At 53.3% G+C, this 12,929-nt stretch carries 12 protein-coding genes; 8 read left to right on the forward strand and 4 right to left on the reverse strand.

Features of this window, described 5'->3' with window-relative positions; genetic code table 11:
* Positions 1-66: 66 nt before the first annotated feature.
* From NQZ67_RS12070 to NQZ67_RS12095, 6 genes are all read left to right on the forward strand, one after another.
* On the forward strand, positions 67-1,836 hold the full coding sequence (locus NQZ67_RS12070) for a glycoside hydrolase family 35 protein (RefSeq protein WP_371825296.1): 1,770 nt from the start codon (positions 67-69) through the stop codon (positions 1,834-1,836).
* Between the two features lie 175 nt (positions 1,837-2,011).
* Positions 2,012-2,389 carry an ArsR/SmtB family transcription factor gene (locus tag NQZ67_RS12075; protein WP_257445755.1) on the forward strand — a complete coding sequence of 126 codons (378 nt, stop codon included), beginning with the start codon at positions 2,012-2,014 and terminating at the stop codon, positions 2,387-2,389.
* Positions 2,382-3,329, forward strand: a complete 948-nt coding sequence (locus tag NQZ67_RS12080; RefSeq protein ID WP_257445757.1) for a helix-turn-helix transcriptional regulator — start codon at positions 2,382-2,384, stop codon at positions 3,327-3,329. The genes NQZ67_RS12075 and NQZ67_RS12080 overlap by 8 nt, the downstream gene beginning before the upstream one ends.
* A gap of 68 nt (positions 3,330-3,397) precedes the next feature.
* Complete coding sequence (locus NQZ67_RS12085) at positions 3,398-3,979, forward strand: DinB family protein (protein ID WP_257445759.1); 582 nt, start codon at positions 3,398-3,400, stop codon at positions 3,977-3,979.
* A gap of 11 nt (positions 3,980-3,990) precedes the next feature.
* Positions 3,991-4,374 (forward strand): nuclear transport factor 2 family protein, encoded by a 384-nt coding sequence (locus NQZ67_RS12090; protein ID WP_257445761.1) that lies wholly within the window; start codon positions 3,991-3,993, stop codon positions 4,372-4,374.
* Between the two features lie 157 nt (positions 4,375-4,531).
* Complete coding sequence (locus tag NQZ67_RS12095; protein ID WP_257445762.1) at positions 4,532-5,005, forward strand: GNAT family N-acetyltransferase; 474 nt, start codon at positions 4,532-4,534, stop codon at positions 5,003-5,005.
* Positions 5,006-5,087: 82 nt separating this feature from the next.
* On the opposite strand, the gene NQZ67_RS12100 is transcribed toward NQZ67_RS12095, so the two are convergent.
* The 4 genes from NQZ67_RS12100 to NQZ67_RS12115 all read right to left on the reverse strand — a co-directional run bounded on the left by NQZ67_RS12100 (position 5,088) and on the right by NQZ67_RS12115 (position 11,121).
* Positions 5,088-5,981 (reverse strand): carbohydrate ABC transporter permease, encoded by an 894-nt coding sequence (locus tag NQZ67_RS12100; RefSeq protein WP_257445764.1) that lies wholly within the window; start codon positions 5,979-5,981, stop codon positions 5,088-5,090.
* 25 nt (positions 5,982-6,006) lie between these two features.
* Positions 6,007-6,918 carry an ABC transporter permease gene (locus NQZ67_RS12105; protein WP_257445765.1) on the reverse strand — a complete coding sequence of 304 codons (912 nt, stop codon included), beginning with the start codon at positions 6,916-6,918 and terminating at the stop codon, positions 6,007-6,009.
* A gap of 72 nt (positions 6,919-6,990) precedes the next feature.
* Positions 6,991-8,622 carry an ABC transporter substrate-binding protein gene (locus NQZ67_RS12110; RefSeq protein WP_257445767.1) on the reverse strand — a complete coding sequence of 544 codons (1,632 nt, stop codon included), beginning with the start codon at positions 8,620-8,622 and terminating at the stop codon, positions 6,991-6,993.
* Positions 8,623-8,856: 234 nt separating this feature from the next.
* On the reverse strand, positions 8,857-11,121 hold the full coding sequence (locus tag NQZ67_RS12115; protein ID WP_257445769.1) for an AraC family transcriptional regulator: 2,265 nt from the start codon (positions 11,119-11,121) through the stop codon (positions 8,857-8,859).
* 425 nt (positions 11,122-11,546) lie between these two features.
* Here NQZ67_RS12115 and NQZ67_RS12120 point away from each other — a divergent pair, with 425 nt between their 5' ends.
* Positions 11,547-12,221: a hypothetical protein gene (locus NQZ67_RS12120; protein WP_257445771.1), complete on the forward strand. Its 675-nt coding sequence runs from the start codon at positions 11,547-11,549 to the stop codon at positions 12,219-12,221.
* Positions 12,222-12,227: 6 nt separating this feature from the next.
* Complete coding sequence (locus NQZ67_RS12125; RefSeq protein WP_257445773.1) at positions 12,228-12,659, forward strand: GNAT family N-acetyltransferase; 432 nt, start codon at positions 12,228-12,230, stop codon at positions 12,657-12,659.
* Positions 12,660-12,929 lie beyond the last annotated feature (270 nt).

Genomic DNA, 12,929 nt, shown 5'->3' on the forward strand with positions numbered 1-12,929 from the left:
TTGCACGCGAGCCGATTGGAATGGAAGGATAAGCAATATGAATTAGGCGGAGAACCGCTGCGCATCATGTCCGGCGCGATTCATTATTTCCGGGTCGTGCCGGAGTATTGGGAGGATCGCCTTCTGAAGCTGAGAGCATGCGGCTTCAATACGGTGGAAACGTATGTGGCTTGGAACGTTCACGAGCCGAAGGAAGGCGCCTTCTGCTTCGAGGGAATCGCCGATCTGGAACGGTTCGTTCGGCTGGCGGGAGAGCTAGGACTGTATGTCATCGTACGGCCTAGCCCGTATATTTGCGCCGAGTGGGAATTTGGCGGCTTGCCCGCCTGGCTGCTCTCGGACAGCGACATGCGTCTTCGTTGCTTCGATCCCGCTTATCTCGCCAAGGTCGACCGCTATTATGATGAGCTCATTCCGCGGCTGGTGCCGCTGCAGTCCACGAACGGCGGCCCGATAATCGCCGTGCAGGTGGAGAACGAATACGGCAGCTACGGCAACGACACGCGTTATTTGGAATATTTGAGAGACGGTCTGCTTGCCCGGAGCGTAGATGTCCTGCTGTTCACATCGGACGGTCCGACGGACGAGATGCTGATCGGGGGGACGATCGAAGGCGTTCATGCGACCGTTAACTTCGGCTCGCGGGTAGAGGAGTCGTTCGGCAAATTCCGGGAGTACCGGGAGACGGAACCGCTCATGTGCATGGAGTATTGGAACGGCTGGTTCGACCACTGGATGGAGCCGCATCACGTGCGCGACGGCGGAGACGTGGCCGAGGTGCTGGACCAGATGCTGTCGGCAGGCGCGTCGGTTAACTTCTATATGTTCCATGGCGGTACGAATTTCGGCTTCTACAACGGAGCGAACCATATCAAGACATACGAGCCGACCGTCACCAGCTACGATTACGACGCGCCTCTGACGGAGTGGGGCGATATCACGCCGAAATACGATGCGATTCGGGCCGTCATGGAGAAGCATGGCTTCGAAGCGGGCTGTCCGCTGCCCGAGCCGCTGCCGAAGCGTTCTTACGGGAAGGTAGCGCTGAGCGAATCGGGCCAGCTATTCCCTCAGCTCAGTAAGATGGGGAGCCCGGTCGACAGCGTCTGGACGCTCCCGATGGAGAAGGTGGGTCAAGCTTACGGATTTATCCTCTACTCGACGTGGGTGAAGGGACCGCGCGCCGGCCAGCAGCTTCATATTCAAGAGGTGCGCGACCGCGCGCAGGTGTTCCTCGGCGGCAAGCCAATCGGCGTCGTAGAACGCTGGAATCCGCAGCCGCTTGCGCTGGAAGTGCCGGCCGAGGGAGCGCGGCTCGATATTCTGGTCGAGAACATGGGACGCGTCAATTACGGTCCGCTGCTCCGCGACGCCAAAGGCATTACGGAGGGCGTGCGCATCGACAATCAGTTCCAATTCGATTGGACGATTACGCCGCTGCCGCTGGATGGCGACATGTTGTCGCGGGTGACGTATCAGGAAGCCGCTGCGCCGAATGAGAATCAAACGGCTGGCATGCCGGCCTTCTACAAAGGAAGCTTCGAAGCGGAAGAGGCTTGCGATACGTTCCTCCGCTTCGACGGCTGGAAGAAGGGCGTCGCGTGGGTGAACGGCTTCAATCTCGGACGCTATTGGGAAGCGGGACCGCAGAAGGCATTGTATGTTCCTGGTCCGCTGCTCCGCAAAGGCGCCAACGAAATCGTCTTGTTCGAGCTGGAGGGCGCGGCCGAAGACGCAGCGGTGACGCTGACGGACAAGCCGGATCTTGGCCGAATCGAGGCCGTGGACGATTCGTTCCTTAATTTCGTCGGCGAGGATGAGGCGGAGCAGGCGTAGGAAAAGGGGCTCGGTTTCTAGCTTCAGGTATTGGCTTGGCTTGGCGTTCATTGTTTTTCGCAAACCAGCTTTGCTTGCTTCACTCCGGCCATTTCGCCTTATCGCCTCGTATGGCGACGGCTCCCGTCAAATGCTATAATGAGCCTTAACGATAAAAGGTTTGGTGGGATGGAACATGACGGTAACGGAGAACGGCATCGCGCAGGCGTCATGCGACGACGCCTGCGGCGGAACGGAAGCGGATATCGGCAGCGTGAAGGAGAAGCTGGTGGACGATCATACGGCCGTCGAGCTGGCGGATCTGTTCAAGGCGCTCGGGGATCCGACTCGCATTCGGATCCTTCACGCGCTGCTGCAGTCCGAGCTATGCGTGCATGATCTGACCGAGGTGCTGGAGATGGGACAGTCGGCAGTTTCCCATCAGCTTCGGCTGCTGCGCAACATGCGGATCGTCAAGCGCCGCAAGGTCGGCAAAACCGTCTATTATTCGCTGGACGACGACCACGTCGAGCAATTGATCGTCCTTACGCTTCAGCATTTGAAGCATGAATAAGACCGACAGGCAGCTCGCCATTATGCTTGAATTACAGCGAAGCAAGGTATTGAGGGCGGAGGATTTGGCTTCTCTATTCGAGACGAGCGTTCGTACCGTCTACCGGGACATTCAGGCCCTAAGCGAAATGGGAATTCCGATCATAGGAGCCCCTGGACAAGGCTATTCTCTGATGGAGGGCTACTTTCTTCCGCCCATCGGCTTTTCGGCCGAAGAAGCGGTCGCTCTCCTCATGGGCACCGATTTTATCGAACAGCGGCTGGATGGGGATTACAAGCAGATGGCAAGGACGGCCAGGCGCAAGATCGAAGCGATTCTACCGGAGCCCGTACGAGTCGAGTCGACGCGCGTCAGGGAAACCATGCGGCTTCTGCATTCTAGCGAACCGATAACCGACCTGAGGGAGAAGGACTATGTAGGACAAATACGCCATGCCATATTGGAACGGAGGAAGCTTAGTTTTACGTACCGGAAAAAAATGCCCGAAGGGGACGGCAATCGGAGCAGTAAACGGGAGGTCGCTCCGTACGGCCTGGTCTTCGCGCAGGGCAATTGGATAGTAATGGCTCGCTGCGATCTGCGGGGGGATATCCGCCATTTCCGCTTGTCGCGAATGACGGAGCTTGCGTTGCTGGATGAGCGCTTTGTCTTGCCTGCCGGGTTTAACCTGAACCAATACCGTCCGCCGGACGACCGCAACGAGCGCGTGTTGATTCGAGCCCATCCGGAATGGATGGATAGAATCATTGAAACCGCCAACTTCTATATCGAATCGGCGGAGGAGCGAGTGGAAGGCATGATCGTCCAGTTTCGAGTTCGATCACCGGAGGAGCTGCTGTATCTGATCCTCGGCTGGGGAGGGGAAGTTGAGGTCTTGGAGCCGGAATCCTTACGCCGCCGGGTTCGGGAAGAGGCCGAAAAAATGTGGAAACGCTACTGACATGCTGTTGTCAGTAGCGTTTTTTTATACTTGGAGTATTCCAAATTTGAATGAGGAGTGGTATAGATATGAAAACGACAACGGAAGCATTGCAGGCGTTTGAAGCAACGGTCGGGCGGTATTTGGCCGAATTGGATAGCCTCGAGATGGAGCAGCTGCGTGCGTTGCCGAATGAAGAAGACTGGTCGATCGGACAAATGTATATGCATTTGATTCAGTCGGCCCAATTCATGCACCTGGCCAATGTTGACCATTGCCTGGCCGGAAACGAAATTGTGCAGGAGGGAGCGGGAGAGAAAACGGACGCTGGCAAGGCCGTGTTCGAGCTTGGCAGCTTCCCGCCTATTCGGATACGGGTGCCCGCCTCTTCGCAGTACACACCGCGGCAGCCGGAAAGCAAGGAGCAGCTAATCGAGGGCCTTCGCGGCGTCATGGAACGGATGAGACGTACGGAAATCGTTTTGAAGCAGGCGCCGGAAGAAAATAAAATCCTCCATCCGCGCCTCGGCGCGCTGAACGCCACCGAGTGGTTCTTGCTGATAGAGATGCATTACAGGCATCATCTGCTGCAGCTGGAGCGTTTGAAGGATTTTTGGGAGAAGAGAGAAAATACTTTAGGGAGAGTAGAGATTGAACATAAACAAACGTGAGGAGCGTGATTATGATTAACGAAGAGATTCAAGAAATCATCGGCAAATATGTAGCGGCCTACAATACATTTGATATGGAAGGTATGATGAGCCTGCTTCATCAAGATATCGTCTTCCGGAATTTCGCAAACGGTGAAATGAATGCAGAGACCTCAGGAATACAAGAGTTTAGAGAGTTGGCAGAGAGGTCTGCGCAAATATTCTCGAGCCGATGCCAGACGGTTACGGATTGGCTTATCGCGGACGGGAACGCGGAAGTACAAATTGACTACGAAGCCATATTGGCTGTCGATTTGCCTAACGGGCTAAAGGCCGGTGAAAAAATCCAATTAAAAGGCAAGTCTGTATTCGAGATTTTCGAAGGAAAAATAGGAAGAATCGAGGATTACAGTTAATCGAGGGATTAGAAAATACCTCGCTCTTTGTGAGCCGGGCGAGAAGCGGGTAGCCGTTTTTCTCCGGCTTTTTTTCTTGCTCTATATATCGATTGCGATCTATTATTCTCATATAAGAGAAAAATTTTCCATAACAGTGCCGAGAGGGGGATTCGTATTGGAAGCTCTAATTAGAGAAGCGCAGACAGATGAAATTCATATGGTCCACCAGATCATGATTATGGCCTTCGAGGAATACCGTGGGAAGCTAACGCCGCCATCCGGGGCGCTTTCCGAAACGGTCGATGATATTATCGGAAAAATAGCGAAGGGTGGCGGAGCCATTATAGCGGAGGTAGACGGAATCCCCATCGGATCTGCACAATACGTGTTTTATGACTCCTATGTTTACATAGGGAGAGTCTCCGTTCTGCCTTCTCACCGTGGATTTGGCATTGGACAAAAACTCGTTCGATACATCGAGCAAGCTGCAAGGGATCGGGGTATAAGCGAGTCGAGACTTGGGGTGCGGTTATCTGTTCCGAGTAATGTGGCGTTCTACAGTAAACTCAATTACGAGATTGTAGAGAAACACGCCTACCCGGAAGAAACCGATTACTGGTACATCATGAAGTGTTCGTTAGCAAGCTAACATCGCAATCTAACACCGCAATCCAACAAGGCGACAGCCGGTCACATGACCGGCTGTTTTCTCATTTGAAGGAGCCCCAACCTCAGCCTTTGACGGAGCCGATCATAACGCCTTTCTCGAAATACTTCTGAAGGAACGGATACAGCACGAGAATCGGCAGCGTCGACACGATGATGACGCCGTATTTGATCTGGTCGGCATATTTCTGCGCATAACCGCCCGCCGCCCCGCCGGTGCCCGCGCCGCCCGCGAACACCTGGTTCGACAGCAGAATATCCCGAAGTATGATCTGCAGCGGCTTTAATTCGTTATCCCGGATATAGATGAGCGCGGTGAAAAAGTCGTTCCAATGACCGACCAGATAATAGAGTCCTACAACGGAGATGAGAGCTTTGGACAGCGGCAGCGCCACCTTCACGAAATAGACGAAATGCGAGCAGCCGTCCATCGCCGCGGCCTCGTACAGCTCAGGAGGTAGAGAAGATTCGAAGAACGTCCGGGCGATAATCAAATAGAAGACGTTGACGCAAAACGGAATAATGAATACCCAGAACGTATTCGTCAGGTGCAGGTCTTTCATGAGCAGGTAAGTCGGGATCAGTCCGCCGTTGAAAAACATCGTGAAGACGAACGCGAACATAATGAAACGCCGGGCCTTGAATTCCTTTCTTGACAGCACATAGGCCGCAGGCAGGGTGAACAGCAGATTGACGAGCGTTCCGGCAATCGTATAAAACATGGTGTTCCGGTAGCCGGTCCAAATCCGTTCGTCTCGGAAAATTTCATTGTACCCGAAGAAGCTGGTTCCCTTCGGAAACAACAAGACCTTGCCGGTCGACACCATCGTGGAGTCGCTTACGGAGGCGATGACGATAAAATAAAGCGGGTAAGCGACCGCCAAAAAAATCAATGCGCATAACGCGATTAGCACGGCCCGAAAAACGATTTCGCCGCTGCTGAGCCGATGACGAACCATTGGCTATTCCTCCTTTGCCTAAGCGTTAAAACAGGCTTGTATTCGAAACGCGCCTGGATATGGCGTTCATTCCAAACAGGAAAATAAAATTGATGACCGTATTGAACAAACCGATCGCGGAAGCCATGCTGAACTGGTTGGACACGATCCCGATTTTGTATACGTACGTCGCGATCACCTCGGACACCGGGAGGTTCAGCGCGTTTTGCATGAGGAATATTTTCTCGAAGCCGGTGCTCAGAATGTTCCCCATGCTGAGGATGAACAAAATGATAATCGTCGGAACCAGCGCCGGAAAGTCGATGTAACGGATCGTCTGCCACCGGCTCGCCCCGTCCATTTTGGCGGAATCGTAAAGCTGCGGATCCACGGTCGATAGCGCCGCCAAATAAATAATGCTGTTCCAGCCGCAATGCTGCCAAATATCCGACAGGACGTAGGTTGGGATAAACGTGTTGGTCGAGGCGAGCAGGTTGATGTGGCCGAGTCCGGCGGATTTCATGAGATGACCGACGATGCCCGTCTCCGGCGACAGCAGGACGTTCAGCATCCCCACGAGCACGATGACCGAAATGAAGTGGGGGAGGTACACCGTCGTTTGCATAAGCTGCTTCGCTTTTTTCCTGCGGATCTGGTTCAAAATAAGCGCCAGGACGATCGGGGCGGGAAAGCCGATGACGATCGTCGCGAAGCTGATGAAGAACGTATTCCGCATCAAGTCGGCGAACAAATAACTGTCGATAAACTGCTTGAAGTAGTGAAGGCCTTGCCATTCCCCGCCGGTAAGCCCCTTGCTGAAATCATAATCCCGGAACGCGAGCTGCACTCCGTACATCGGGATATAGCTGAAAATAAAGATGATCGCGATGGCGGGCAACACCATGATCCATAATTGATAGTCGCGTTTGAGCGTGCTGAAAACCGATCCCGAGCGCATCGAAATCCCTCCTTGCGGAAGAAGCCGCTCCCATTAAGAGCGCGGAGCAGCATTCTTCCGTCAGTGATTTAGTTAATTCGTGCTCTTGTATTCATCATAGTATTTCTGCATGATTTCGAGATTTTGATTGAGACCGGCCTTCTTGCTTTCATTCACGTAGGCATCCCATTCATTCTCGACTCCGCCTTTCGTGACCCACTTGGCAAAGCTGGCGTTGGCCAGATTCATCACGTTCGTGTTGTTCAGGCTCATCGTGTTATTGTCGGCCGTCTCGTATTTGATGAACATGGCCGGATAGACGTCGGTTTCCGGGTTGACCTGCGAGAGCGCGTCCTTCAGCGGCTCCGAATGCGTCAGCACCTCCTGCATGTCCTTGCCGAGCGTCAGCTGCGTCGAGTCGGAAATATAGAAGGCGCCGTTATCCGCCCACGTAGAGGTCCACTTCCACGTTCCCGGATCCATCTTCGCGTCCTGCGGCGGCAGCACGGCATAGGTTCCGTCGCCGTTGTCCTTGATGTTCGGACCGATCGAGCCGAACAAGACCTGGATGCCTACCTTCGGGCTATACAGCTCGTTGATGAATCGCATCGCCGCTTCCTTGTTTTTCGTTTTCGCGGACATGACGATATGATTGATGCCGAAATTCAAGGAATAGTAATCATAGCTCCAGGACAAAGGCCCCGAATAATTAGGCGCCTTAAGCGGCGGCAGCGACGCGTACTGCGGAGCGAGCTGCTCGCCGAACCGGTCCGACGCGACCCAGCCCCAGGTAAAGCCGACCTTCGCCGTATCCCCTTCGCCGCGGGCAACCGATTGGAACTTCGTATAGTCGTGAGTGAACACCTCGGGGTTGATCAAGCCGGCTTTGTACAGCTTGTTGAGGAATATCACCATCTCTTTGTAGCGCTCATCGGTCAGGAAGTTTTTCACTTGGCCGTCCTCGACGAAATAGCCCTGTCCGCTTACATCCGAAGCAAGCGTAATGCCCATGCTCCCGAGAAGCACGGCCGGATTGAAATACCCGCCGATACCGCCCGGCCAGTCCATCGGGATCTCGTCGCTCGAATCCCCGTTGCCGTTAGCGTCTTGCTCCTTGAACGCGACCAATACGTCATAGAGCTCATCCCAGGTAGTCGGCGTGCTCAAGCCGAGATTGTCGAGCCATTGCTGGTTAATGTACTGCCGGTTGACGGTATCCGGCCAGAACGCCTGATATTTCGGCAGCCCGAAGATGCGGCCGTCCCGCTGCGTGGCGATCGCCTTCGTCTCCGGCTTCTCGGAGAACATCTGCTGGACGTTCGGCGCCTGCTCCACGAGCTCGGACAAGTCCTGGAAGAGGCCCTGGAACTGGGCGAAGTCGGCGTCCGTAATGACGTTCGGCCCGACGAACAAGTCCGGAACGTCGCCGCTGGCCAGCATCGTGCCTTTCTTCTGTCCCCAGTCGGCCGTAATTTCCTGCCATTCGATATCGACGCCGGCCGCGTCCTCCACCTGCTGGAGCCATTCCATCTCGCCAAGCGGCTTCGTGAGCGCATGCTTGGTAATGATGGCCGTCAATTTCACCTTCTCGCCGTCTCCGCCGCCGTTGCCGGAGGAACCGTTAACGCTTTCATTTTCGTTCCCCCCATTAGAGCCTGAACAGCCTGCCAGTATTGCGGATACAACCAGAATGAGTGACAGAAGCCCGTAGATCTTTTTCCTCATTACGATACCCCCTTCAATAGTGTGGCAAGCAAAATCTCAAATCTGTCAGCGTATGTTGAGTTCGATTTCGCTTTGCCCCCTCACTCTAGCTCCTCGGCCGGCGGGGAGTAAACGGGCAGTTTTTGAGCGGTCGCCATTTTTTGAAAGCGCTTCTCCTCGCAGATCTTGAAAGCGCTTGCCGATAGTGGGGATTCGGGCCTTCGAAAAACTGCATATGTTCAAAAAATGGAACCGCTACGCTTGCCTGTGGGTATCCCGGTATTGCCCGGGCGTCGTGCCGGCGATTTTTTTGAACGCGCGGATGAAGCTCGACGTATTTGAATAACCGGCCTGCTGCGCGATGGAGTCCAGCGTATCGTCCGTGCTTCGAAGCAGCTGGATCGATTTTTGGATGCGAAGCCGGTCGATATATTCCTTGAAATTCTGACCCATGGTCCGCTTGAAATGATAGCTGAAGCCGGAGAGCGACATGCCGAAATGGTCGGCCATCGTCTGCAGCGAAAAATCGTGGTCCATCCCTTTGCGTTCGATCAACGCCAAAATGTCCTCCTGCGACGCCGTCCGGGAGGACGGCAGCGTAAGACGGATAATGTCGCATAGCTTGCCGCAGCTATCCCGCATAATTCCGGCCATCTGTTCGATCGTATAACGCTTCTGGAAGGCGGCATCCGTCAGCAAGAGCAGGCTGCCGTCGTCGTGGCGGAACCTCTGAAGACCGTTGATCACGACGCTAATCGTATTCAGATATACCGTTCTCACCATATGCGGAGGCATCCCGTCGCTGACGAAGTAGTCGATAATCCGTTCCGTGACCGACTCGGCGACGCCGACGTCATTTTTTAAGATGGCCATCTCGAGCGACTGCAGCAGCTCGGCGAAATAAGAAACCGTGCCCGTCTGCGCAACCTCGATCTCGTCGAACGCGAGCATCGCATACTGCTTCCGTATACGAAGATGCTCGGCCGTGCGCACGGCCCGCAAATAAGACAGATGGACGCCTTCCGGGCGCAAGGCGCTTTCTGGCGTGCCAATGCCGATTAGGGAGCGCGCGCCGGTCTTCGCGGCCAGCTCGCGTTGAAGCTCGTCCAGATAAGCTCTTAACGGGAAGTCGGCTGCGTGGCTGCAGATGAAGATCATCTCCTGCTTATAGATGCTTTTGAAGAAGTAACCGTTCGTTCCCTCCGGCAGCCTCTCCTCCGCCATTCGGCAATGCTCCGTCACGCTGCAGTCGCGCGCGTCCTCCTCAAAGGAGAGGACTGATACCGTCACGAGCGGCCCGTCGATGATTACCCCGTATTCGGCGGCTTCCCGCCCGAACGACTCCCAATCCTCGAAATGGCCGCTCGCCAGCTCGAATAGCAGGTTATCCCGCATAATCGGCAGCGTCCGCCTCACGCTTTCGTCCAGCTTGCTGTTGGCGGTGGATAGCCGATCGAGCGCATATTGGATCGTCTCGATTTCGTTCATAGGCTTCGGCTCACGGTGCTCGAACGCCTCCATCGCGAGGCTGACCAGCCGCTTGATCGGATGATAATTTTTGCGCATGGATACGTAGATGACCACCACTTCCGCAAGTAGGATCAGCAGCACCAGAACCACGGTATTCCTCTGGATCCCGCGGATGCTTTCCAGCGATTCGGATACGGGCAGCAGGCTGACGTACTGCCAGCCGTTCTTGTCCGACGCGTTATAGGACACGATGACGTCCCGCCCGTCGATCCGATGGATGCCCGAGCCCGAACCGCTCTCGCCGAGGGCGGATACCAGCGTTTTGAATTCGTCGGAGTTCTCGTAAGCCGCGGAATCCGAGGCAACGAGCTGGCGGCCCTTCTCGTCGAAAATGAAGAAATCTCCGTTGTACGACTCCGATACGGACTTCATCATGCGGATGACCGTCTCTTCCTTGACCAGAATAAGGACCGCTCCGGGCGAGTTTGCTCCGCCGAGGGGAAGCGGCAGCAGGAAGGTGAGCATTCGCATCCGGTTATTACCCGGAATAATGACGTCCTCAGCAGGCCTGACTGCAGGGAGCATAAGGCTGTCGAGCTCACGGAACATCTCCTCGTGCGGCCAGCTCTCGTAATAATAGCCGACCCCGCGGCGGGCGAAGTCGCCTACATTGTAAACGCTTCCAGTTTTGGCGAAAAGGTAGCCGATATTTTTGACGTACAACAGCGTGTTGTCGATAAAATCGTCCGTCGCGTTATATTTTTTCATTTCGTTCGCGATGACGATCCGTTGATAGTCGTTCTCCTCGGCCGCGTACAGCTTCAAGTCCCGATTCTGCAGCAGCTCCGTGGGCAGGTCGTAAACATAGCGCGTAAAAATGTCCATGGAGGTCATAAACTGTTCGGTCACGTGCGAGTTCCATTCCATCTCCTTATCCTTCGCGTTCTTCGCGGAATGCGGATAGTAATAGACGAGAATGACCGTGGTGGGCAGCAGAAGCACCAAAATATACGAGATTAGAAATTTAGCCAACAAACTGGTTTTTTTCAAGCAATCCGACTCTCCTCCAGGGTAGGATTGAAACACATATTGGAAAAAATATACCACAGCGTGCGGAAAAAAGCTTGTGTCTGGGGGAAGGTCTCTGAACCTATGGGTATAGGTAGCCGACGGATAGCCGCCCCTTGTACCTAGTGGAACTGAGCGCCCTTATTTATAGGAAAATAGGCCATTTGGGGGGACTAGCGGAACTGAGCGCCCTTATTTCCTCGATTTTGCTTAGAATCACCATGAAAACAGGGGAATAACGTCTCTCAGTTCCGCTACCATTAAAAAAACGCTGAATTATCCGAAATAAGGGCTCTCAGTTCCGCTGCATGGAGCTCAACCTGGAAGGTGCAACCAACCATACTTATGGAGCGTTGAAGTTAGGGTAACCGTTGGAGAGCTGTACAGAAGTAGGGAGGGGAGATAAAGTGTTTAGAAAAGAAGCGCTGTTTTTTCTGCTCATTCTAATTGGTCTGCTCCTTATATCCAACAGCCACCTCGGCTATTCGTTTGGAGACAGCGTGTTTAGAGCGATTGGAATATCGCCGTGGACTCAAGGAGATGATTCAGGGCTGCACATCTCGGTAATAGCCGGATTCCTTGCCCTTGCTGCCGGCTACATGGGCGCGGTGAAGTTTTATCAAGCGAGGTTCCCGAAAATTCGGAGCAGGATCATACTGAGCTGCATCGCATTCGTGCTTCTGTTTCCGATTGTGACCGAGAATGCAATGATTCTTCGTCATTATCATTCCTATTCTTTCTCCTCCGTCGCTTTCTCCGAAAAGAACAGCCAATGCAGCTATCAATCGGAAGGAGCGAGTGTAAAAGCGAATTGTACCTTGACTCTCATCAACTATGGGCAAGAGAAGGTTTTAACAATTAGACCTTATCCCATTCAAAGTCCAATGAAGCTCAAGCTCGATCCGATATTGATTACGCTTCCTGCTCATCAGAAGCTCAGCATTAGCACCGATTTTGACGGCAGATTGCTAGAGGAAGCTAGCCTCTCCGGTTGGTCGAACGACATCGGCATTGAAATCGAGTTCAGCGGCGTTAAGAAAAAGTACGGCAAAGAGATCGACTATGAATGGACTGCGGGGTAAACGTAAATGAACAATGGACTTCAAATCAGGATTGGCTCTGCTCATGATTTAGATATTCTAGCGGAGCTTAACAAACAGCTTATCGAAGATGAACAACATGATAATAAAATGAATTTCGATCAGTTGAAAGAGAGAATGCGATCTTTCATTAGTACAGACTATTCCTCCTATATATTCGAGGAAAATGGCGAAGCGGTAGGCTATGCATTAGTCAACCATTCCAGACAGCCCTTGTATGTAAGACAATTTTTTATATGCAGAAATTGCCGGAGAAGAGGCTATGGCAAGCAGGCCTTTCATCAGTTACTCGGCCTATTAAATGCCAAAAGTTTAGATATTGAAGTGATGACTTGGAATCATCGTGGGCTTGCATTTTGGAAGTCACTTGGATTTCAAGAGAGAAGTGTTTATATGAGATTTGAGGATACAAATGAATAAAATATTACGCTATATCAAGGTGGAAACACCCTGTTTATGGGTGGAGAAACAGAAAACAGATTTGGGGAGTTCGGTCAACTGGCAGTAGATCACGGTCCGGCGGCGGAGTAGGTTCATGCGGTAGCCGAGTGTAGCAATATTTATGGTTCGTAATACTTTCGCCCTGTTCGCCTCCTGGAAAATATGGGATGATGCATTTACCAGGGCTCGAGGTTACTAGCCGCGGGTTCTGGTCTTCAGGCTATTGCGATCCTTCCTTCTAACTCAAAC

Origin of the sequence: Paenibacillus soyae (assembly GCF_024623455.1) — a bacterium.
In the GTDB taxonomy this organism is placed as follows: Bacteria; Bacillota; Bacilli; order Paenibacillales; family Paenibacillaceae; genus Pristimantibacillus; species Pristimantibacillus soyae.